We start from the raw sequence: 21,174 nt of genomic DNA, 5'->3' as shown, positions 1-21,174 counted from the left end.
CGGAAGGTGTTCGTCATGCGCGACTCGTCCCTCCCCACGCCCCGCCGCCGTACCGTGCTCGCCGGAGCGGCCGTCGCGGCCGCGGCCGCCACCCTGCCGGTCGCGGCTCCCGCCGGGGCCGCGTCCCGCCGAGGACGGGCCACCACCCAGGCGTACCGCTGGCGGACCGCCGCGATCGGCGGCACCGGTTTCGTGACCGGCGTCCTCTTCCACCCGGCCGTGGCGGGCCTGGCGTACGCCCGCACCGACATCGGCGGTGCCTACCGGTGGGACTCGGCCCAGGCACGGTGGACCGCCCTCACCGACCACCTCGGCTGGGACGACTGGAACCTGCTGGGCGTCGAGGCCCTGGCCGTCGACCCCGCCTTCCCCGACCGGCTCTACCTGGCACTCGGTACGTACTCCCAGTCCTGGGCGAGCCCGGGCGCGGTGCTCCGGTCGAACGACCGGGGCGTGACCTGGGCCCGCGCGGACCTGACCGTACGGCTCGGGGCGAACGAGGACGGCCGGGGCGCGGGCGAACGGCTGCTCGTCGACCCGCGCGACAGCGAGACGCTCTGGCTCGGCACCCGCCACGACGGTCTGCTGCGCTCCACCGACCGCGGTGCCACCTGGTCCCCGGCGGCCTTCCCCGCCACTCCTTCGGCCAACGGCCAGGGCGTCACGCTGCTCGTGGCGGCGGGCCGGACGGTGTACGCGGGATGGGGTGACGGCGGCACCGCCCTGTACCGCACGGACGGTTCGGGCGGCTGGCAGGCGGTGCCCGGCCAGCCGTCGGCCGGGGCGGCCGCCACGAAGGTGCCGATCCGTGCCGCGTACGACGCGGGCACGCGGGCGCTGTACGTGACCTACGCGGACGGCCCCGGCCCGAACAACCAGTCCAACGGCTCCGTCCACCGCCTCGACACGGTGACGGGCGTCTGGTCCGACGTGTCCCCCGTGGCGCCCTCCGGGGGCGACGCCTTCGGGTACGGCGGTGTCACCGTCGACGCGCGCCGCCCCGGCACGGTCGTGGTGTCGACCAACAACCGCTGGGGGCCCGTGGACACCCTCTTCCGTTCCACGGACGGCGGCGCGAGCTGGACCTCGCTCAAGGACTCCGCGGTCCTCGACGTCTCCGAGACCCCGTATCTGCGCTGGGGCGCGACCCAGGCGAAGTTCGGCTGGTGGATACAGGCCCTCGCCGTCGACCCCTTCGACTCCCAGCACATCGTGTACGGCACGGGCGCCACGATCTTCGGGACGCGCGACCTGGTGCACTGGGCGCCGGAGATCCGGGGTCTGGAGGAGTCAGCGGTGCGGCAGCTGATCGCACCCCCTTCCGGAGGCGCCCAACTGCTCAGCGGGCTCGGGGACATCGGCGTGATGTACCACGAGTCGCTCACCGCTTCCCCGTCGCGCGGCATGGCGTCCAACCCGGTCTTCGGCTCGGCCACCGGGCTGGCGCTGGCCACGCTCAAGCCCTCGTACGTCGTACGGGCCGGCTGGCCCTCCGGGGGCGCCGCCGGGGCGTACTCGAACGACGGCGGCGCGAGCTGGCGGCCCTTCGCCTCCCAGCCGTCCATCGCCGCGTCGGCGCCTGGACCGATCGCCGTGAGCGCGGACGGCAGGACGCTCCTGTGGTCCTTCATCCACTGGGACGGCACGAAGTACGCCGCCCAGCGCTCGACCGACGGCGGTGCCACCTGGGCCGAGGTGCCCACCTTCCCCAAGGGCGGTACACCGGTCGCCGACCCCCTCGACCCCAGCCGCTTCTACGTGTACGACACCGACACGGGTGCGGTGTTCGTGTCGAGGGACGCGGGCGCCCGCTTCACCAGGGGGGCCGCTCAGCTGCCGGCGGGCGACGTGCAGTTCCGGATCGCGGCGGCTCCCGGCCGCAGCGGTGACCTGTGGCTGTCGGCGAAGGACAACGGACTTCTCCGCTCGACGGACGGGGGCCTGCGCTTCACCGCGGTGGCGGGCTGCCAGGCATCGCACGCCCTCGGCTTCGGCAAGGCGGCGACCCGGTGGGGCAGGGCCTCCTACCCGGCGATCTACCAGACCGGCCGGGTCTCCGCCACGTACGACGGTGTGGCGGTGCTGCGCTCCGACGACGCGGGAGCGACCTGGACCAGGATCAACGACCAGGCCCACCAGTGGGGCTGGACCGGCGAGGTCATCACCGGCGACCCCCGCGTGTACGGCCGTGTCTACCTGGGCACCAACGGCCGCGGCATCCAGTACGCGGACCCGCAGTGAGAGACGAGACGTCCATGCCGTCCCTGCGCGACGCCACCCGGGGCCGCGTGCTCTTCGGCGGCGACTACAACCCCGAGCAGTGGCCCGAGGAGGTGTGGGCCGAGGACGCCAGGCTCATGCGGGAGGCCGGCGTCAACTCCGTCACCGTGGGCGTCTTCTCCTGGTCCATGATCGAACCCAGACCTGGCGCGCGGGAGTTCGGCTGGCTCGACCGGCTGATGGATCTGATGCACGCGCACGGCATCGGAGTCGTACTGGCCACGCCGACCTCGTCACCGCCGCCGTGGATGGGCGCCCGGCACCCGGAGACGCTGCCGCGCGCCGAGGACGGCTCGGTTATCTGGTACGGGTCCCGGCAGCACTTCTGCGCCAGCTCACCCGTCTACCGGCAGTACGCCGCCGCACTCACCGAGGACCTGGCGGCGCGGTACGCGGACCACCCGGCGCTCACCGTGTGGCACATCAACAACGAGTACTGCACGCACTGCTGGTGCGATGCCACCGCTGAGCACTTCCGTCGCTGGCTCACCGGCCGTCACACCACGGTGTCGGCCCTCAACGAAGCCTGGGGCACCGCTTTCTGGAGCCAGCGCTACGACTCCTGGGCGGAGATCCTGCCACCCCGCAAGGCGCAGTACCTGCACAACCCGGCGCACCTGCTGGACTTCAGGCGTTTCACGTCCGACGCCCTGATGGAGTGCTACCTCGCCGAACGGGACATCGTCACCCGGCACACCCCGCACATCCCGGTCACCACCAACTTCATGCCGTTCTGGTCGGGTCAGGACGCGTGGGCGTGGGCGGCCGAGGAGGACGTCGTCTCGGTCGACGTCTACCCCGATCCACGGGACCCGCGGGGCGGCCAGTACAACGCCATGATCGCGGACATGACGCGTTCGCAGGCCGGCGGCCCGTGGATGGTGATGGAGCAGGCCGCGGGCCCGGTCAACTGGCGCGGGGTCAACCATCCCAAGCCCGCCGGGCTCAACCGGCTCTGGTCGATGCAGTCGGTGGCCCGGGGCGCCGACGCCATCTGCTACTTCCAGTGGCGGCAGTCGCGGCAGGGCGCCGAGACGTTCCATTCGGGGATGCTCAGCCACGCGGGCGAGCAGGGCCGTACCTTCGGCGAGATCAAGCGGCTCGGGGCGGAGCTCGGCCTGATCGGCCCGGAGGTGAGCGCCGCCGCCGTGGCGGGCGACGACATCGCGATCCTGCACGACTGGGACGCGTGGTGGGCCGGCGAGCGGGAGGGCCGGCCGTCCTCGCTCCTCTCCTACCCGGAGGTCGTCCGGTCCTGGCACCGCGGCCTCTGGGAGAGCGGGTTCACGACCGGGTTCGCCCGCCCGGAGGGCGACCTGAGCGGGTACCGCATGGTGGTCGTGCCCCACCTCTATCTGCTCACGGACGCGGCGATCGGCAACCTGGTCGCCTACGCGCGCGGTGGGGGCACCCTGGTCTGCGGCTTCTTCACCGGCATCGCCGACGAGGACGGCCGGATCAGGCCGGGTGGCATGGACGTCCGGCTGCGGGAGCTGTTCGGCATCCGTACGGTCCACGAGTGGTGGCCGCTCGACGCGGGCGCCACGGTGGAGTGCGACGGCTTCGACGGCGGGCTCTGGTCCGAGGAGCTGGAGCCGGACAACAGCGCCGAGACGGTCTCCGCCTATCGCGGCGGGGAGCTCGACGGTCTGCCGGCGGTGCTGCGCAAGGGCACCGCCTGGTACGTGTCGACGCTGCCCGCCCCGCACGCCCTTCGTGAGCTGCTGGGCAGGGCGGCGGCCGGGGCGGGCGCCCGCCCCGTACTGGCGGACCTGCCGGCCGGCGTGGAGGCGGTCCGCCGGGGTGACGTGCTCTTCCTGCTGCACCACGGCCGGGGCCGGGTGAGCGTCACACTGCCGGGCCCGCACCTCGATCTGCTGACCGGCACGAAGACGGACGGCAGCGTCGAGCTGGACCGCTACGGTGTCGCCGCACTCAGGAGCACCGCGGCGGCATGACCGGCGGCACGGTGTACCGGCTCCCGCTCATGCCCGGGCGGGGGCCGGTCCCGTGCTGGCTCTGACGGTCAGCTCGGGCGCCAGCAGCTCGACTTCGCCGGTACCGCGGCCCGCGAGTTCGGCCACGACCTGCTCGACCGCCCGGCGGCCCATCTCCTGCGCCGGTATGGCGACCGAGGTGAGCCGCACCGATGCCTGGGCCGCCACCTGGTCGGGGCAGATCGCGACGACGGAGACGTCCTCCGGCACGGCCCGGCCCTGCTGTCGCAACAGGTTGAGCAGCGGCTCGACGGCTGCCTCGTTCTGCACGACGAAGCCCGTGGTGCCCGGCCGCTCGTCGAAGATCCGGGCCAGTGTGCCGGCCGTCGCCGCGTACCCGCCCTCGCAGGGCCGGTGGAGCACCCGGACGCCTGTTTCACGGGCCTTGGCCCGCACCCCGTCGACGGTGCGCTCGGCGAAGCCGGTGTGCCGCTCGTAGACGGCGGCGGCCTCCCCGATCACGGCGATCTCGCGGTGTCCGAACCCGGCGAGGTGTTCCACGCACAGCGCACCGGTCGCCTCGAAGTCGAGGTCCACACAGGTCAGTCCGGAGGGGTCGGCGGGCAGCCCGATGAGTACGGCGGCCCGCCCGGCCTCCCTGAGCAGGGGCAGCCGCTCGTCCTGGAGCTCGACGTCCATCAGGATCATGGCGTCCGCCAGGGAGCTCCCGGCGATCCGCCGTACGGCCGCGGGGCCCTCCTCCCCGGTGAGCAGGAGGACGTCGTACCCGTGGGTCCGGGCCGTGGTGGCGACCGCGATGGCGATCTCCATCATCACCGGCACGTACATGTCGGTGCGCAGCGGCACCATCAGCGCGATGATGTTGGACCGGCTGCTGGCGAGGGCCCGGGCGCCCGCGTTGGGGTGGTAGCCGAGCCGCTGGATGCTCTTCTCCACCCGCTCGCGCGTGGAGGCCGAGATGGACCGCTTCCCGCTGAGGACGTAGCTCACCGTGCTCGCGGAGACTCCGGCGTGCTGGGCTACCTCGGCAAGCGTGACCATTCAGCTCTCCATTGCGGGGTGACTGCTGACGGAGCGTTCGAAGCGCTTCGACACGCCGTCTTCGAGTCTCTGTGACGGATCTGACATGCGCGGATACACCGGAGCCTAGATCGCTCTGTACCAGCTGTCCAGGAACTTGTCGAAGCGCTTCGATCAGGCCGCGTGACGCTACCCCCGCCGGATGGCCGCCGAAAGGAACCGGTGGGCCGGGGAGCGGGTGGCCGCCGCCGGCAATGCCCGGGTTCCCGGTCGCGGATCTCCGGGTTCCCGGTCACCATTCTCCACGTGTTCCCGGTGACGGCCGCCCGCGGGGCGTGCTCAGCCCACCGGCCCCGCGCCCTCCAGCAGGACGGGGAAGGACTCCATGTCGTTCTGCGTCATCACCGGCAGCCTGCGGATCTCGTCGTCCGCCACCGCGAGCCGCAGCCCCGGGAAGCGCCCGAACAGCGCCGGGAGCGCGATGGCCGCCTCCACCCGGGACAGCCCGGCCCCGGGACAGATGTGCGGGCCGTGCCCGAACGTCATGTGCCGGACGGGCGCGGGGCGGGTGAGGTCGAAGGCATCGGCGTCAGCGCCGTGCTGCACGGTGTCGCGGCCGATGGACCGGTAGGAGATGACCACGCCCTCCCCCTCGGCGATCACGTCGTCGCCCACCTGGATGTCCTGCGTCGCGAAGCGCATCAGCAGGTGCGTCGTAGGGGTGTCCCAGCGCAGGGTCTCCTCGATCACCTGCTCCCAGGAGAACTCACCGGCCAGGACCCCGCGCAACTGGTCGGGGTGGGCGAGCAGGGCCCGCACGGCGTTCAGGATCAGCCCGATCGTCGTCTCGTGCCCGGCCGCCACCATCGCCTTGAGGTTGCCCACCACCTCTTCCTCCGTGAGCGGTTCCCCGCCTTCGTCGGCGAGGACGAGCGCGCTGGTGAGATCGTCCGTGGGCCGGGCGGCCTTCTCCCGGACCAGGCTCGTGTAGAAGACGTCCAGCTCGGCGAGGAGGGCAAGCCGTTCCTCGTGCGGAGTGAGCATCGAGAAGAACGCCTTGTACCGCTGGGCCAGCATGGCGTGCTGGGACTCGTCCACGCCCATCAGCAGTCCGACGACCCGCATGGGCAGCGGCTGGGCGAACACGCTCTTGAGGTCGACGACCTCCCCGCCCCGGCCGCGCGCGGCGAGGTCGTCGAGCAGCTCGCCGGTGAACCGCTCGATGTCCGGGCGTATCTCCTCAAGCCGCCGCGGAGTGAGCGCCTGGGAGGTCTTGGTCCGCAGCCTCCGGTGCTCCGCCCCGTCCACGGTGAACATGGAGCGTCCCGCGTCGACCATGCCGATGAGCGGCCAGGAGCGCGTCACCTCTCCGCTCCGCCAGAGCCCCCAGGCGGCGAGGTCCTTCACCAGCCGGGGGTCCAGGAGCAGGCGGCGCGCCTCGGCGTGCCGGGTGACGGCCCAGGCCGGCACGCCGAGCAGCTCGATCCGCGCCAGCGGCCCCGCGTCGCGCAGCCGTTCGGTCTCCCCGTCGAGGTCCCGCACCAGGGGATCGATGACGACGGCGGCGTGGGGGCACTTCACGACGAGTCTCCTGTCGGACGCACGGGGGTGAAGCGGACGGGGAGCGAGTTCATTCCGCGCAGGAAGGCGGAGGGCCGCCGTACGAGATCCCGCGCGTCGACGGCGAGTGCGAGGTCGGGCAGCCGGTCGAGAAGCACCTCGATGCCGGTACGGGCGATGATCTCGGCGATCTCCTGCGCGGGAAACGGGCAGCGGTACTCGCCGTGGCTGAAGGCGAGGTGCGCGCTGTTGGCGCCCTGCCCCGCCCGGCTCCCCGTGGCGGACAGGTGCTGACGCATGTGCGGGTCGGTGTTGGCCGCTCCCAGCCCGAGCAGCAGCATGTCCCCCGCCCGGATGTCCTGTCCGCCGAGCCGGGTGTCCCTGGCCGCCCAGCGCCCGGCGAGTATCTGGTTGGGGCAGTCCTCCCACAGCACCTCGTTCATGGCCTCGGCGACGCTGCGCCGGCCGCCCGCGAGGGCCTCGGCGAACACGTCGTCGGTGAGCATCAGCCGCAGGGAGTTGCCGATCCAGTCGGCGGTGGGGAGGTGCCCGGCGGCCGTGACGGCCATCAGGTCGAGTACGTACTCCTCGTCGGTGAACGCCTCGGGGTGGGCCAGCATCCGGGACGTCACGTCGTTGCCGGGTGCCGCCCGGCGGGCGGAGAGCAGCCGGCTCATGTGTTCCCCGAACCGTGCGTAAGCCTCCTGCGCCCCGGACCCGCCGTCGGCCAGCTCCTTCAGCACCTGGGCGATCTCCGGCCCCTCGTCGTCCGGGAAGCCGAGGAGGCGGGCGAGTACGAGCACGGGGAGGGGTACGGCGAAGTCGGCGATCAGGTCGGCGGTCCCGCGCCGGCACACCCCGTCGATCAGGCGGTCCGACAACTGCTCGCAGTGCGCGCGCAGTTCGTGCGGTTCCACTCCTTCGAGCGCGGGCCCCACCATCTCGGCGTGCCGCCGGTGCTCGGCGCCGGCGGTGAAGTAGATGGACGGCATGGGCCGCCCGACCATCGGCAGGAGCGGCCAGTCCTCGGGCAGGCTGTCCCACTGGTTCCACAGCCCGACGTCCCGGGGGAACAACGCGCCGTCGCCGGTGACCTGGTGGAGCTCCCGGTATCCGATGACCAGCCAGGCCGGGACGCCCCCGGCCAGCTCCACGGGCACGACCGGCCCGCGCTCGCGGCGCATGGCCTGGTAGAGAGCCTGCGGTTCGGCCTGGAACCCGGGCCCGCCGAGGGGGACCGCGGCCGGTCCCGGACCCACGGGGCAGCCGGCGCCGGTGCGGGCCTCCGTCGTGGGTTCGGGTGACGGCACGGCGGAAGAGGGGTGCGTCATCGTCCTGACTCCTGTGGCGGAAGCTTCACGCGTTGCGATCGTACGATCAACGCGGCACCACTATAGGGAGGTTGCGGCGGCCACGGCCTCCCCTCGCCGTCACAGCCCTCCCCGCACCCCCTCGGGCGGCACCGGCTCATGAGCCCGGCCAGCCGGGCACGGCCCCGCAGAGGGGGAGCCGCTGACACCACCGCCACAGGGACGTACACCACGGCTTCACGGTCGCCAGGCCCCCGCTGGGCGGCCTGCCCCGTGCCTAGCCCTCCGGCCGCACGGCGCCCGGGTTCAGGACCCGGGCGAGGAACGCCTTGGTCCGTGGGTGTTCCGGCCGGGTCAGCACCTCCTGCGGGGTGCCCTCCTCCACCACGCGGCCGTCGTCCATGAAGACCACCCGGTCGGCCACGTCACGGGCGAAGCCCATCTCGTGGGTGACGACCATCATCGTCATGCCCTCGTCCGCCAGGGTGCGCATCACTCCCAGGACGTCGCCTACCAGCTCGGGGTCGAGCGCGCTCGTCGGCTCGTCGAAGAGCATCAGGCCGGGTCCCATCGACAGGGCCCGTGCGATGGCCACCCGCTGCTGCTGGCCGCCGGACAGCTGGGAGGGGAAGCTGTCCTCGCGGTCCGCCAGGCCGACCTTCACGAGGTTCTCCCGGGCGATGCGGCCCGCCTTCTCCCGGTCGCGCCCGAGAACCCTGCGCTGGGCGATCGTCAGGTTCTCCAACACGCTCAGGTGGGGGAAGAGGTTGAACTGCTGGAAGACCATGCCGATCCGGCGGCGCATCGCGTCCAGATCGATGTCCGGATCGCTCATGTCGACACCACCGACGGTGACCGTGCCGCCGGTGGGTTCCTCCAGCAGGTTGACACAGCGGAGCAGGGTCGACTTCCCCGACCCCGAGGGGCCGACCACGCAGACGACCTCTCCGGCCGCGACCGTGAAGTCGATCCCGCGCAGCACTTCGACATCGCCGAACGACTTGCGCAGTCCGCGGATCTCGATCGCCGGAGTACCCGCCGTCATCTCAGCCCTCCCCACCTCGTGTTCACCGTTCCTGTGCATGACGGGCCTCAAGACGCCGTACGAGGTAGCCGAGCGGGATCGTGACCAGGAGGTAGCACAGGCCCGCCACGAAGATGGGCGTCGTGTTGGCCGTCGTGCTCGCCAGGTCCCGGCCGAACTTGGTGAGTTCACGCTGCTGCAACGTGACTCCCAGGAAGAGCACGAGCGAGGAGTCCTTGAAGAGCAGGACCATCTCGTTGGTGAGCGGCGGCACGATGATCCGGAATGCCTGGGGGATCACGATCGACCGCATCGCGGTGGCGTGCGACATGCCGAGCGTCCGCGCGGCCTCCAACTGGCCGCGCGGTACGGCCTGGATACCCGCCCGGATGGTCTCGGCCATGTACGCGGCGGAGACCAGCCCCAGGGCGCAGGCGACCTGCCCGTACGTCTCCCCGGGAAAGACGATTCCCGGGAAGGCGAGGGGGACGCCCACCCCGACGAAGATGAAGATCAGCAGGGCGGGCAGGCCACGGAAGAACTCGATGTACGCCATCGCCAGCCAGCGGTAGGGCGCGACGGACGACAGCCGCATCAGGGCGACGACGAGTCCCAGCACGAGTCCGACGCCGAAACCGGTCAGCGTGTACACCACGGTGTTCAGCAGCGCGACGGTGATGAGTTCGGGGAAGAGCTGCCGGGCGACCGACAGGTCCAGGAACTGCTCCCGCAACTGCTGCCAGTCGGCCAGCGCGCCCACGACCACCACGGCGACCGCGAAGACGGCGTACTGCACTCCCTGGGAGATCCGGCGCCGGCGGCGCGGCGACATCCGGGGCCGCTCAGCCGCCTTCTCCGGGTCCCCGCCGGTGATCAGGGTGGTCACGGGGCGTCGGCACCCTTCGGCATCGGCCCGATCCACTGCTCGTACAGCTTCTTGTACGTGCCGTCGGACTTCGCGTCCCCGATGGCCTGGTCGATCATCGCGAGGAGCTTGGGATCGCCGCCCTTGCGGACCGCGAAGCCGTACTGCTCGCCGGTGTCGAGATTGCCCACTATCTCGAACTTGGCCGCGGTGGCGGGGTTCTTGAGCCAGTTCTGCGCGACGGGGTAGTCCTGCACGATGATGTCGACCTGACCGGTGCGCAGTCCGTTGAGCTCGGCGTCGGAGCTCTCGAAGGACTGGGGGTCGGCGCCGTGCTTGCGGGCGAAGTCCTCGCCGGTGGTGGAGGACTGGGAACCGAACTTGAGCTTCTGCTCGGTGATCTCCTCGATCGTCGCCGCCTTGACGCCCTTGCGGGCCACCAGGGCCTGCGTGGCGTCGAAGTACGGGGCGGAGAACTCCAGATGGGCCTTGCGCTCCTCGGTGATCGTCATACCGGCGGCGGCCACATCACAGACTCCGGCGTTGAGGTCGGCCCCGGTCTTGATCGTCTCGAACGACTTGTCCACGACGACCTGCTTCACGCCCAGGTCCTTGGCCACCAGATCGATCATCGAGACGTCGAACCCCACCACCTCCCCGTCCTTCTCGGACTGGAAGGGCGCGTACGGCAGATGTGTACACGTGGTGATCTGACCGGACTTGACCAGCTTGGCGCCCTTGACGGTCGCGCCACTGTCACTGCTGCCGCACGCGCTGAGCGCAAGGGCGAGCGCGGCGGCCGCGCAGACCGCGGCGATCCGGCGGGAAGGCGGACGGGACGGAATCATGGCGGTTCCCCTTGCACACGAAGGACGGACTCGCGGACGAACGCGCGGACCGGCGGAGATCCACGATCAAAGTCCGCACAGAATGTCGGAGCGCCGGGCGAAAGTCCACCCTGCGCAGCCCGTCGGGGATCTGGTCCCGCCGCACACGTCCGAGCGGCGCGCTTCCGGAACCAGGGACAACCCCCAGACGGCCCTGGGGGTAGCCCCCCAGCGAAGTCGGGGACAGACCCGGTCGCTCGGTGGACGACGCGTCCGTAGGTTCTGGAGTGGAATCGAAGCACCGTTTCCCCTGACCTCCGGAGGACCCCCCGTGACCGCCCCCTCATACCCGCCGAAGCGCACTGTCCGCCCGGTTCTCGCGGCATTCACGCGCTTCGTCGTCTGCGGTGGTGGCGTCGGGCTAGCCTCCGGCGGGGTGCTGGTCCTGCTCGACGACCGGATGCCGATGGCCCTGGCCAACGTGCTGGTCACCGTCGTGTCGACGTTGCTCGCGACGGAGTTGCACAGCCGGGTGACCTTCCGGAGCGGGCCCGGCCGATGGGGAGTCCACCTGCGGTCCGGGCTGACGGCGGCCGTGAGCTACGCCTTCACCACCGGGGCCCTGCTGTGCCTGTACGCCGTGCGGCCGGAACCCTTGGCCCTGGTCGAGCAGGCCGTCTACCTGTCGGCCTCGGCCCTGGCGGGGGTCGGGCGGTTCGCGGTCCTGCGGATCGTCGTCTTCGCCGAGCGGGCCGCGACCGCGGACATCTCCCTGGGGAAGGCGTCCGTGGCGATGGCCGCCTGACGCCGTACGGGCCCTGGACGGTGCGGGCGACCGGGACCAGCGGTGAGCCGGCAGGCTCGGGGCGCGTGACGTACGAGGTGCGCGGGCCGTTCCACCGCTGACAGCGGCAGGCGGGGCGGCTGCCGGACGGCCTCGCCTCCCTGGCCTGGTACGTCCGTCGTGTCAGCGGCGCCGTCTACTGTTCTGGGCGGGGCGTCGGATGTACGCCGTCCAGCGACGGCGTCCTGCGTACGGCGTCGGAGCACCGTGGGAGCAGGGAGCGAGCAGTGGCAGAGACACACCGGGTCCCGGCCGACCTGTTCCGGTTCACCATGGGCGACAGGGCGCCGTTGTACTCGGCGATCCTGCGGGCCTTCGGCGATGCCGACGAGCGTCTGGTGACGGCGCTGGGGCTGGACGAGGTGCGGGAGCAGGTGCGGGGCGTCGGATGGTTCGGCGCGCTGACGGACGACGACCTCACCGGCGCGCTGAAGCAGCTCCGGGAGTGGGAGCTGCTGGACGTCATCCTGAACCAGGCGGAGGACTACCGCACCGCCGAGGAGTACGAGCGGCGCACCCTGCGGTACTCGCTGACGCGGCGCGGGCAAGCGGCCCTCGCGGGCGTGCGGCACGCCCTCTCGGTCCTCGAATCGACCGGAGCCCTCCAGACGGCCGTGCTCGACGCGATCGCGGACCGGCTGGCGGAGCTCGACCGGCTGGCGCAGGACACGACCACCGGCGACCGCCGGATATTCGCCACGCTGCTGGAGCTCGAGGGGCACTTGGACGCGCTCACGGGCAACACCAAGCAGTTCAACGGTGAGCTCCAGCGACTGCTGCGGAGCGAGGGGGCCGAGCTGTCCACCTTCCACGAGGTGAAGGGGTCCACGGTCGCCTACCTCCAGGATTTCCTCACCGGCCTCGACCAGCGGGCCCACGCGGTCGCGGCGGCCGTGGCGCGGGTCGAGGAGCACGGGCCGCGGTCCCTGTGGGAGCGGGCGCTGCGCGGGGCCGAGCTCCCGCCGACCGGTGGTGACGATCCCGCGCCCGCCTGGCTGGCACGCCGACAGGCCCGCTGGGACGGCTTGCGCGCCTGGTTCCTGCCCGCCGACGGTTCGCCCCCGCGCGTGGAGCATCTGCACCACGTGGCGCGCCGCGCGATCGTCACCCTGCTCCAGGCGCTGGACCGGATCACCGAGTCGCGGCGCGGGTCGGCCGGTGCCGTACAGGATTTCCGCGAGCTGGCCCGGTGGTTCGCCGCCGCACCCGGCGAGGACGATCTGCACCGGCTGTGGGCGGCCGCCTTCGGGCTCGGGCCGGCGCGTCACGCGCATCTCGCCCACACCGACCCCGAGCTCGTCGCCGCCACGGAGAGCTGGCACGACGCACCGCCCGTGGAGGTCTCCGCCCTCCTGCGCACGAGTGGCCGTACGGAGAGGTTCACCCGCACCGGGCGGGTGCGGGACGTGGCCGCGCTCAGGGCGGAGCGGGCCGGGCGGGCACGGGCGGAGCGGGCCGAGCTGGAGGCCGCGTGGAGTCTGCTGCGTACCGAATCCCCGGTGCGGCTCTCCCGGTTCGGGGGTCTCGACCACGAGGTCTTCGAGCGTCTGCTCGATCTGCTCGGCCGGGCGCTGGCGGTGCGGCCCGACACGACGGGGGCGCGGCGGGCGGTCACCGGGGACGGGCGGGTCGAGGTCGTGCTGCGGCCACCGGCGGGTCCCGGCGGAGCACCCGCGGTCCTGCGGACCGCGCGCGGCACACTGACCTGCCCGGACTACGTCATCGAGGTCCACAGTGCGGGAGCTTCCGGCCCGGCCCGCGCCGGGGACCGGGAGGTGACGGCCGGATGAGCAACTCCGCCAACCAACTGGTGGTGGCCGAGCGGGAGGAGATGTCCCGCTGCATCCGCACGCTGCTGGTGCGGCCGCTGCTCACCGAGCGCTCCGACCCGGCCGTGTTCGATCTGGTGCGCCGTCGCCGGGACCCGCTGACGCACTGGTTCGACTATCACTGCGGCTGGACGCTGGCCGTCGAGCCGCGCCTCGGGTACGCCCGGCTGCTCAAGGTCGGCGGGGACGCCGACGCGTCCCGGCCTGCCAGGCGGACGCACGCGGGCGGGGCGCCCTTCGACCGGCGGCGGTACGTCCTGCTGTGTCTCACCGCCGCCGAGCTGCTCTCCGTCCCGGTCACCACGATCGGTCTGCTGGCCGACCAGGTCGTACGGGCGGCGTCGGCGGACGAAGCCCTGCCCGCCTTCGACACGGCGCAGCGCTCGGAGCGCGTCGCGTTCGTCGACGTCCTGCGGCTGCTGGAGTCGTACGGCGCGTTGCGGACCGTGGACGGGACGACGGACAGCTTCGCCGACTCGGCCGAGGCGAAAGTGCTCTACCGGGTGGAGGCGAGCGTGCTGATGCGGCTGCCGGCCGCCCCGTGCGGGCCGTCCAGACTCGCGGTGCCCGCCACCGGCGTACCGGCCGGCTTCGATGCCCTGCTGGCCGGGCTGGTGCGGGAGCGGCGGTACGGGCTGCCGGGCACCGGGGAGACGGCGGACGACGACGGGGTGGACACACCGCTCTCCCCGGTCCAGCGCGATCTGTGGCTGCGGCATTCGGTGCTGCGGCGCCTCTTCGACCAGCCGGTGGTGCACCGGGACGAGCTGTCCGATGGTGAGCTCGGCTATCTGGCCTCACCGACCGGGCGGCAGACTGTGCGGCGAGCCGCCGAGCAGGCCGGTTTCGTACTGGAGGAGCGGGCCGAAGGGGTTCTGCTGGTCGATCCGGACGCCATCGCGACGGACAGCCGGTTCCCCGACGACGCGAACCACGCCAAGGTCGCCGCTCTGCTCCTTCTCGACGTCCTGAACGCCACACCGGCCGGCTGCGCACCCGAGCAGCTGGCCTTCGAGGCGGACCGGCTCCTGGACCGGTTCCCGCGCTGGGGCAAGGCGTACCGGACGGAGGGCGGTGCGGCGGCGCTCGCCGAGGACGCCGTCCGGGTCCTGGCCGATTTCCGGCTCGTACGGCACGAGGGCGGCCGGGTCGTGCCCAGACCCGCGGCCGCCCGCTACCGCGTCACCAGCGCCACTCTCAAGGAAGAACACTCCGCATGACGGTCACCCCGCTCCCCCTCGGCGCCTCCGGGTCCCCCGCCGCCAGTCCCGGCCCCGGCGAGCGCTGGCAGCCGACCAGAGCCGGTGTGCTCAACGTCTGGCGCTACTACGACGAGGTGTTCACCTTCCACCGCGGACGCCTGCTGCTGCGCGGGCCGAACGGCACGGGCAAGTCGAAGGCACTGGAAGTCCTGCTGCCGTTCCTCTTCGACGCGAGTCTGCGCCCGCACCGGCTGTCCACCTTCGGCGGCTCGGAACGCACCATGCACTGGAACCTCATGGGCGAGGGCGCCACCGGGCTCACCCGGGTGGGATACGTGTGGCTGGAGTTCCGGACGGCGCGGGGTGAGGGCGGCGCCGAGGAGTTCCTCACCATCGGTGCGCGCCTGCAGGCCGGCGAGCGGACCACGACCGTCACGACGGACTTCTTCACCAGCCGTCGGCGCGTCGGTGTTCCCGGCGGCCTCTCCCTGGTCAACGAGTCGGGTCAGCCACTCACCAGGGCGTCGCTCGCGGCGGAGCTGGCCGGCCACGGTGACGTGTACGCCTCGGCGGCCGACTACCGGGACGCCGTGCGCCGGACCCTCTTCCCCGGTCTCAGCGAGCAGCGCTACGGCGCTCTGATCACGGCGCTGCTCCAGCTGCGCACCCCGAAGCTGTCCCAGCGCCTCGACCCCTCGCTGCTGTCGGAACTGCTGTCGCGTGCCCTGCCCCCGCTCGACCAGGGGGAGATCTCCGAACTGGCCGACGGGTTCGAGCGGCTGGACCGGCGCCGCGAGCATCTGGCCCGGCTGGAGGACGAGGTGCGGGCCGCGCAGGCGCTGGGTGCCCGTCAGCGCTCGTACGCCCAGCGGGTGCTGCGCGCCGGGGCCGCGGCCCTGATCTCGGCGACCACCGACTTGGACAACCGCACTCGCGCGGCGGCGGAGCGCGAGGAGGAGCTGCGCGCCGCCGTGGCGGAGCGGGGCAGGACCGAGGAGCGGCAGCGCGGGACGGAGGCGTCGGTCACCGAACTGAGCGCCCGGATCGAGGCGCTGACGGAGTCCGACGCCTACCGGGAGGGGCGGGAGCTGGACGGCCTCCGTCAGCGCGCCGCGCAGGCGCACCGGGAAGCCGAGGCGCGGCACCTGGCGGCCGGTGCCGCCCGGACCACCGCGGACGAGGACGAGGCCCGGCTCGCCGGGGCGCTCGATGCGGTGGAGGCGCAGGCGGAGCGGGTCCGGGCCGCCGAAAGCGACTCCCGGCAGCTCGCTGGGCGGGCCGGCATGTCCGCCGCGTGCACGGAGGTGAGCGGTGCGCTGGAGGCGGGCGACGCCGACCGGGCCAGGCAGATCCTGCACGGGGCGGTGCGGGGGCGGCGGGGCCAGACCGAGGACGTACGAGAAGCTCTCGACGCCCTGCGTACCGCCCTCACCGCACGTACGGCGGCCGAGGAGCGTGCGGAGACCTCCCGGACGGCACTCGCCGCGGCGGCCGAACGGCGTACGGAGGCCGCTGCCGGATATCAGCGGGCGGTCGCGGCGCAGGAGGAGCGGCTGCGCGGCTGGGCCCGCCGGTGCGGGGAGCTGTCCTTCGACGAGGCCGCGCTGGACGAGCTGGCCGGCCGGGCCGGCGGTGAGGCCGGGGTACTGGCGCTGGTGGACGCCGCGACGCGGACGGCCGACCACGCCCTGACCACGGCGGAGGCCGCGGTCACCGCCCGTCTCACCACGGCCGGGGCGGAGCGCGAGGCGCTGGCGGCGGAGGCCGAGCGGCTGCGGCACACCGCCGACCTGGCGCCACCGCGACCGGTGTTCCGTACCGCCGACCGTGCGCGGCTGTCCGGCGCGCCCCTGTGGAAGCTGGTGGCCTTCCACGACACGGTGCCCGCGGCCACGCGCAACGCGGTCGAGGCCGCCCTGGAGGCCAGCGGTCTGCTGGACGCCTGGGTCGCGCCGTACGGGGGCGCGGTCGCGCTGGGCCACGACGCGTTCGCCGAGGCCGAGTGGGCCGTTCCCGCCCCGGGCCGCCAGCTCGGCGAGGTGCTGGGGCCGGAGCCGGGCGCGCCCGTCCCGGCCGAGCGCATCGGCCAGTTGCTGGCCGGTATCGCGTACGGAGACACGCTGCCCCCGCGCACGGTGCCGCGGTGGGCGCGGACGGCACCTGGCGGCTCGCCAGTGCGACGGGAAGCTGGGCCAAGTCCGACGTCGCTTACATCGGGGCGTCGGCGCGCGCCAGGTCCCGGGAGCGCCGCGTCGCCGCGCTGGCCGAGGCGATCAGCGCCCTGGACCACACCCTGGCCGCTCTGACGGTCGAGCTGTCGGCGGTCGCCGCCCGCCGGGAGACGCTGGAGGCCGACCGGCGGTGCCGCCCCGGTCACCGTGCCGTCGCCGAGGCCGAACGCGAGCTGGACCGCGCCCAGTCGGTCACCGAGGCCCGGGAGGACGCGGTCCGGGACGCGGTCACCGCGCTCACCAGGTGCGAGTCCGCCGCCAGGGTGGCGCGGGACGGACTCGACCACGTGGCGTCCCAGCACGGGCTGCCGTCCGACGCCCAGGCGTTGCGCGCGGTGCGGGAGACGGTCCAGGCCCTCCAGGACTCCGGCAGTCAGTGGCTCATCGCCCAGGTCCAGCTGGTCTCGGAGCGGCGTACGGCCGCGGAGCTGCGCTCCCGGGCGGAGCGTTCCGGACTGGCGGCGCGGGAGCTGGACGCGGAGGCGGGCCGCGCGGCATCGGCGGCACGGGGGCTGACCGCGCAGTTGGAGGAGATCGAGCACACCGTCGGCGCCGCCTACGAGGAGACGCTTACCCGGATCGACGGGATGCGGACGGCGCGCCGGGCCCAGCAGTCCGCACTGCGCGAGCACACCGCTTCGCTGCTCACGATCGAGGGGCGGATCGGAGCACGGACCAGTGAGCGGTCCGCGGCGGCGGCCCGCCGTGACGCCGCGGTGGCCGCGCGCGACGCCGCCGCGGAGCGCTTCAGGTATCTGCTGCGGCTGGGGTTCCCCGCCGACGCGGGCGCCGGGGCTGAGGTGCTGGCGGGAGAGGGGACCAAGGCAACGCTGGAGACCGCGCGTTCCCTGGGTGCGCTGTGGCCGTCCGTCCCGTACGAGCCGAAGCACGTCGCGGACGCGCTGGGGCGGCTCGGGAGACCGTCCAGGCGAGCCGCCAGGCACTCGGCTCGCGGGCCGGCCTCGCGATGGAGACGCACGACGACGTGCAGGTGCTCTCCGCCGCCATGGACGGTGTACGCATGGGTGCCTCGGGTCTGCTCGCCGCTCTGGCCGCCGAGCGCGACCGCGGCCGGGAGGAGATCACCGGTGACGAGCGGGAGTTGTTCGACCGCACGCTGACCGGCGACACCAGGCGGCATCTCGCGGCCCGTATCCGGCAGGCCGACGAGCTGGTCGACGCGATGAACGCCCGGCTGGAGCGGGTGCGTACGGCGTCCCGGGTGGCCGTACGCCTGGTGTGGCAGGTCGATCCGGGGCTCCCGCCCGGCACCAGGGCCGCCCGCGACATGCTGCTGAAGGACCCGGGGCGGATGTCGGACGCGGACCGGGAGGCGCTGCACCGCTTCTTCCGCGAGCGGATCGAGGAGGCCAAGGGGTCCGGCACCGCGAGGAACTGGGAGGAGCAGCTGACCCGGGTCCTGGACTACACGGCGTGGCACCGGTTCGTGGTGAAGCTCGACCGGGCCAACGGCCAGGGCTGGCAGTTGCTCACGAAGAAGCTGCACGGTGCGCTGTCGGGCGGGGAGAAGGCCATCGCCCTGCACCTGCCCCTGTTCGCCGCGGTGGCCGCGCACTACCAGGCGGTGCCGGGAGCACCCCGGCTGATCCTGCTGGACGAGGTCTTCGTCGGGGTCGACTCCGCCAACCGGGGCCAGGTCTTCGAGTTGCTGTGCTCGCTCGACCTCGACCTCATGCTCACCTCGGACCACGAGTGGTGCACGTACCGGGAGCTCGACGGCATCGCCGTGCACCAGCTGATCACCGGGGGCGGTGGCCCGGGTGACGACGCGGTGACCACGGCGCGCTTCGTGTGGGACGGCGCGGACCTGATGGCGCAGGACGAGCCGGTGACCCCGCCGCCTGCCGCACCCGTACCGCTGCCACGGGACGGGCAGAGGTGAGGCACCCGTTGAATCGTCCCGGGCCGGCCCCGCTGCTGCGGGCGCTCCACGCATGTCTCTCCCCCGCGCTCCCGTCCGTGGATGGCGGATAACGAGCCATGCGCCCCACCACGAAGACCCCGCGGAGACGGGCGGAAGAGCCGCGGCGCATTGCATCACTGCGTCAGGGCCCGACCGAGGTGTTCAGTGGAGGAGACGGCATGCTAAACGGGGATGTACGGGGCACGACGAGCAGAGGGCGGTGGAGTCGGTTATGGGCCTGGAGTGTGCCCGTCGCCGTGGCGGTCACCGCCTCCGCACTGATGACGGCTCCGACGGCGACGGCCGCCGGAGCCCCGGCTTCGACGAAGGCGGCGGCCGCGCAGCCGGCGCCGTGTCCGCTCCTGCCGTGTGAGGGCTCCGAGCCCGGGAGCGTCACGGCATGGCACACGGGTGGTGCGCCGAAGCTGCTCAAGGAGGTCGTCCTCGCCTCCGGCTCGCGGCTGAGGATGTACACGGGTAAGCCTGCCTGGGACACGTCCGCGACGGTCTACTCCTGGGCCGAGGTGACCCTCACCGGGACGACGCAGGGACGCGGCTGGCTGCGGACCGAGGAGAACCTCGGCGACGGCATCAACACCAGGTCGACGATGGAGCACCCCCGCTCGTACCGCGACACGACCGGCACCACCGGCATGTTCCTGTTCAACACGACCCGGTACGGGGTCGCTTACGCCAACGCCGCGTGTGTCACGGACGGCAGGCAGACAGGGTGCGTCAACGACACCGTGTCCACAGTGGTGCCCAACGGCCCCTGCGCGGGCTGGTGTTCCGACGCGAATCCGACCACGATCCCCGCATCGGACTGGTCGTCCGTGTACCGCTCCGAGTACGAACGGGTGGCGCTTCCCTCCGGAGCCTCCGTCCAGATGGTCGACGGGCGTCTGAAGCAAGGGAGCTATCTCGGCTGGGCCGAGGGCCAGCTGACCGGCTCCGGCGGAAGGTTCTGGCTGGAGGCGTGGCAGGGCGCCGGTCGCTGGGGTGAGGTCTACACCGAGTTCACGCCGCAAGGCGCCTCGCGCACCACCTCCGGCTCGACCCACGCGTACTCGTGGCTGCCCCAGCTGCGGGCCTGCGTGAGCGACAGCAGCGGCACCGCGTGCACCCAGGACCCGGATGCCACGACGACCGCCCCGACCCAGGCACCCTGCGCCACGCTTCCCTGCACGGGCGTCGACTCGTCGACCGTCACGGAGTGGATGCCGAACTACGAACCGCGCCTGGTCGAGGACGCCAGCGTCTACCAGGGCGGCCGGCTGAAGATCTGGCAGGGCCGTCCCGCCTGGGACCCCCACCACATGTACTACTGGGGCGAGGCCGAGCTTCCCACCGGCCGCACGGGCGTCTTCGCCACCCTGATGACCCACAGCGACTCCGGCGTCGACTCCCGCGTCCAGCGGCCGGTGCCGATCCCCGGCACCCGGCTCACGGCGACGGGCCGGACGAAGATGGCCGCCCTCGACCCGCTGTCCGGCAAGGAGATCGCGGGACTGGTCGTGGACGGCAAGACGTGGGCGTTCGCCACCCACCAGGACGACAACCTCTACACGAACGACAGGGAGGGCGCGATGGGCCCCTGCGCCCCCGGCGAGATCTGCGAGGGCGTCGCGCCCTCGACGGTCACGAAGTGGGCATCGGTCGCCACGGACTGGTCCACGGCCCGGCTCCCCGGCGGACAGCAGGTCACGCTCAGCGGCTCGCGTCCGTCCTGGTCGGTCTCCGACTACTACGCCTGGGCCCACACGACGGCCACGGGTACGACGGTGTGGCTGGAGGACAGGGCGCCCGGCGGGACGTACACGAAGGTCGCGGCCGAGAAGGTGATGAAGGCGACGACCGGGCAGTCGGTACGGGCCTGCATCAGCGACGGCACCACCACGGTCTGCACCAAGCCGCTGCTGTAGGCGGACGCCCGGCACACCGGGCACGCCGGAAACGACAGATCCCCACGGTTCGCGAGGAACCGTGGGGATCTGGCTGGTGTCCGAGGGGGGACTTGAACCCCCACGCCCGATAAAGGGCACTAGCACCTCAAGCTAGCGCGTCTGCCATTCCGCCACCCGGACAAGGTGTCTGTCGTGCGCGGTGGGTTTCCCCGCGGCGACAAAGAAAACAATACCAGGGGTTTGGATCGCCTCTCACCTGCGTTTTCGGTGGTCAGTGGCGCGGTGCCGGGGTGGGCGGGCTGGTGCTCGGCGTGAGGTCGCTACGCGCGCACGGTCCGTCGTCCGCCGCGCACGCGGAGTGCTCCCGGCTGCCTCCGTGGGCGTGCGTGACCGCGC

14 protein-coding genes and 1 tRNA gene are annotated in these 21,174 nt (G+C 72.7%); 8 read left to right on the top strand and 7 right to left on the bottom strand.

Features of this window, described 5'->3' with window-relative positions; genetic code table 11:
- The first annotated feature begins 15 nt into the window (after nt 1–15).
- Both Sfulv_RS24855 and Sfulv_RS24850 read left to right on the top strand, forming a co-directional pair.
- On the top strand, nt 16–2,241 hold the full coding sequence (locus Sfulv_RS24855; RefSeq protein WP_173316721.1) for a WD40/YVTN/BNR-like repeat-containing protein: 2,226 nt from the start codon (nt 16–18) through the stop codon (nt 2,239–2,241).
- 14 nt (nt 2,242–2,255) lie between these two features.
- Nucleotides 2,256–4,238 (top strand): beta-galactosidase, encoded by a 1,983-nt coding sequence (locus Sfulv_RS24850; protein WP_173318202.1) that lies wholly within the window; start codon nt 2,256–2,258, stop codon nt 4,236–4,238.
- A gap of 27 nt (nt 4,239–4,265) precedes the next feature.
- Here the strand turns inward: Sfulv_RS24850 and Sfulv_RS24845 are convergent, their stop codons facing one another.
- From Sfulv_RS24845 to Sfulv_RS24820, 6 genes are all read right to left on the bottom strand, one after another.
- Nucleotides 4,266–5,279, bottom strand: a complete 1,014-nt coding sequence (locus tag Sfulv_RS24845; protein ID WP_173316720.1) for a LacI family DNA-binding transcriptional regulator — start codon at nt 5,277–5,279, stop codon at nt 4,266–4,268.
- Nucleotides 5,280–5,597: 318 nt separating this feature from the next.
- Nucleotides 5,598–6,839, bottom strand: a complete 1,242-nt coding sequence (locus Sfulv_RS24840) for a cytochrome P450 family protein (RefSeq protein WP_173316719.1) — start codon at nt 6,837–6,839, stop codon at nt 5,598–5,600.
- Complete coding sequence (locus tag Sfulv_RS24835; RefSeq protein WP_173316718.1) at nt 6,836–8,149, bottom strand: cytochrome P450; 1,314 nt, start codon at nt 8,147–8,149, stop codon at nt 6,836–6,838. The genes Sfulv_RS24840 and Sfulv_RS24835 overlap by 4 nt, the downstream gene beginning before the upstream one ends.
- A 256-nt stretch (nt 8,150–8,405) precedes the next feature.
- Complete coding sequence (locus tag Sfulv_RS24830; RefSeq protein ID WP_173316717.1) at nt 8,406–9,173, bottom strand: amino acid ABC transporter ATP-binding protein; 768 nt, start codon at nt 9,171–9,173, stop codon at nt 8,406–8,408.
- A gap of 22 nt (nt 9,174–9,195) precedes the next feature.
- On the bottom strand, nt 9,196–9,984 hold the full coding sequence (locus Sfulv_RS24825) for an amino acid ABC transporter permease (RefSeq protein ID WP_173318200.1): 789 nt from the start codon (nt 9,982–9,984) through the stop codon (nt 9,196–9,198).
- A gap of 50 nt (nt 9,985–10,034) precedes the next feature.
- Nucleotides 10,035–10,865, bottom strand: coding sequence for an ABC transporter substrate-binding protein (locus Sfulv_RS24820; RefSeq protein WP_173316716.1), 831 nt, complete (start codon nt 10,863–10,865; stop codon nt 10,035–10,037).
- A gap of 310 nt (nt 10,866–11,175) precedes the next feature.
- Here Sfulv_RS24820 and Sfulv_RS24815 point away from each other — a divergent pair, with 310 nt between their 5' ends.
- From Sfulv_RS24815 to Sfulv_RS24795, 6 genes are all read left to right on the top strand, one after another.
- The gene (locus tag Sfulv_RS24815; RefSeq protein ID WP_173316715.1) at nt 11,176–11,649 is read left to right on the top strand and encodes a GtrA domain-containing protein; all 474 of its coding nucleotides are present in this window, start codon (nt 11,176–11,178) and stop codon (nt 11,647–11,649) included.
- A 266-nt stretch (nt 11,650–11,915) separates the two neighbouring features.
- Nucleotides 11,916–13,478, top strand: a complete 1,563-nt coding sequence (locus Sfulv_RS24810) for a TIGR02677 family protein (protein WP_256669097.1) — start codon at nt 11,916–11,918, stop codon at nt 13,476–13,478.
- Nucleotides 13,475–14,737, top strand: coding sequence for a TIGR02678 family protein (locus Sfulv_RS24805; protein ID WP_173316714.1), 1,263 nt, complete (start codon nt 13,475–13,477; stop codon nt 14,735–14,737). Before Sfulv_RS24810 ends, Sfulv_RS24805 begins: the two co-directional genes overlap by 4 nt.
- A complete protein-coding gene (locus Sfulv_RS29830; protein ID WP_218578062.1) occupies nt 14,734–17,025 on the top strand; it encodes a TIGR02680 family protein in 2,292 nt (763 codons plus the stop codon). The genes Sfulv_RS24805 and Sfulv_RS29830 overlap by 4 nt, the downstream gene beginning before the upstream one ends.
- Nucleotides 17,026–17,971: 946 nt before the next feature.
- Nucleotides 17,972–18,853, top strand: a complete 882-nt coding sequence (locus Sfulv_RS29825; protein ID WP_218578061.1) for an SbcC/MukB-like Walker B domain-containing protein — start codon at nt 17,972–17,974, stop codon at nt 18,851–18,853.
- A gap of 266 nt (nt 18,854–19,119) precedes the next feature.
- Nucleotides 19,120–20,796: a hypothetical protein gene (locus Sfulv_RS24795; protein ID WP_173316713.1), complete on the top strand. Its 1,677-nt coding sequence runs from the start codon at nt 19,120–19,122 to the stop codon at nt 20,794–20,796.
- A 74-nt stretch (nt 20,797–20,870) separates the two neighbouring features.
- On the opposite strand, the gene Sfulv_RS24790 is transcribed toward Sfulv_RS24795, so the two are convergent.
- Nucleotides 20,871–20,958: transfer RNA gene (locus Sfulv_RS24790), tRNA-Leu, on the bottom strand.
- Nucleotides 20,959–21,174: the final 216 nt, after the last annotated feature.

Origin of the sequence: Streptomyces fulvorobeus (assembly GCF_013167895.1) — a bacterium.
Lineage (GTDB): Bacteria > Actinomycetota > Actinomycetes > Streptomycetales > Streptomycetaceae > Streptomyces > Streptomyces fulvorobeus.
This window is presented reverse-complemented; position numbering and strand designations above follow the sequence as displayed.

What these genes read in the sequence shown, in the direction of transcription:
- Sfulv_RS24850 (WP_173318202.1), top strand. Translation starts at nt 2,256, where the DNA reads ATGCCGTCCCTGCGCGACGCCACCCGGGGCCGCGTGCTCTTCGGCGGC.
- Sfulv_RS29830 (WP_218578062.1), top strand. Translation starts at nt 14,734, where the DNA reads ATGACGGTCACCCCGCTCCCCCTCGGCGCCTCCGGGTCCCCCGCCGCC.
- Sfulv_RS24805 (WP_173316714.1), top strand. Translation starts at nt 13,475, where the DNA reads ATGAGCAACTCCGCCAACCAACTGGTGGTGGCCGAGCGGGAGGAGATG.
- Sfulv_RS24845 (WP_173316720.1), bottom strand. Translation starts at nt 5,279, where the DNA reads ATGGTCACGCTTGCCGAGGTAGCCCAGCACGCCGGAGTCTCCGCGAGC.
- Sfulv_RS24825 (WP_173318200.1), bottom strand. Translation starts at nt 9,984, where the DNA reads ATGTCGCCGCGCCGCCGGCGCCGGATCTCCCAGGGAGTGCAGTACGCC.
- Sfulv_RS24830 (WP_173316717.1), bottom strand. Translation starts at nt 9,173, where the DNA reads ATGACGGCGGGTACTCCGGCGATCGAGATCCGCGGACTGCGCAAGTCG.
- Sfulv_RS24855 (WP_173316721.1), top strand. Translation starts at nt 16, where the DNA reads ATGCGCGACTCGTCCCTCCCCACGCCCCGCCGCCGTACCGTGCTCGCC.
- Sfulv_RS24820 (WP_173316716.1), bottom strand. Translation starts at nt 10,865, where the DNA reads ATGATTCCGTCCCGTCCGCCTTCCCGCCGGATCGCCGCGGTCTGCGCG.
- Sfulv_RS24835 (WP_173316718.1), bottom strand. Translation starts at nt 8,149, where the DNA reads ATGACGCACCCCTCTTCCGCCGTGCCGTCACCCGAACCCACGACGGAG.
- Sfulv_RS29825 (WP_218578061.1), top strand. Translation starts at nt 17,972, where the DNA reads ATGGGTGCCTCGGGTCTGCTCGCCGCTCTGGCCGCCGAGCGCGACCGC.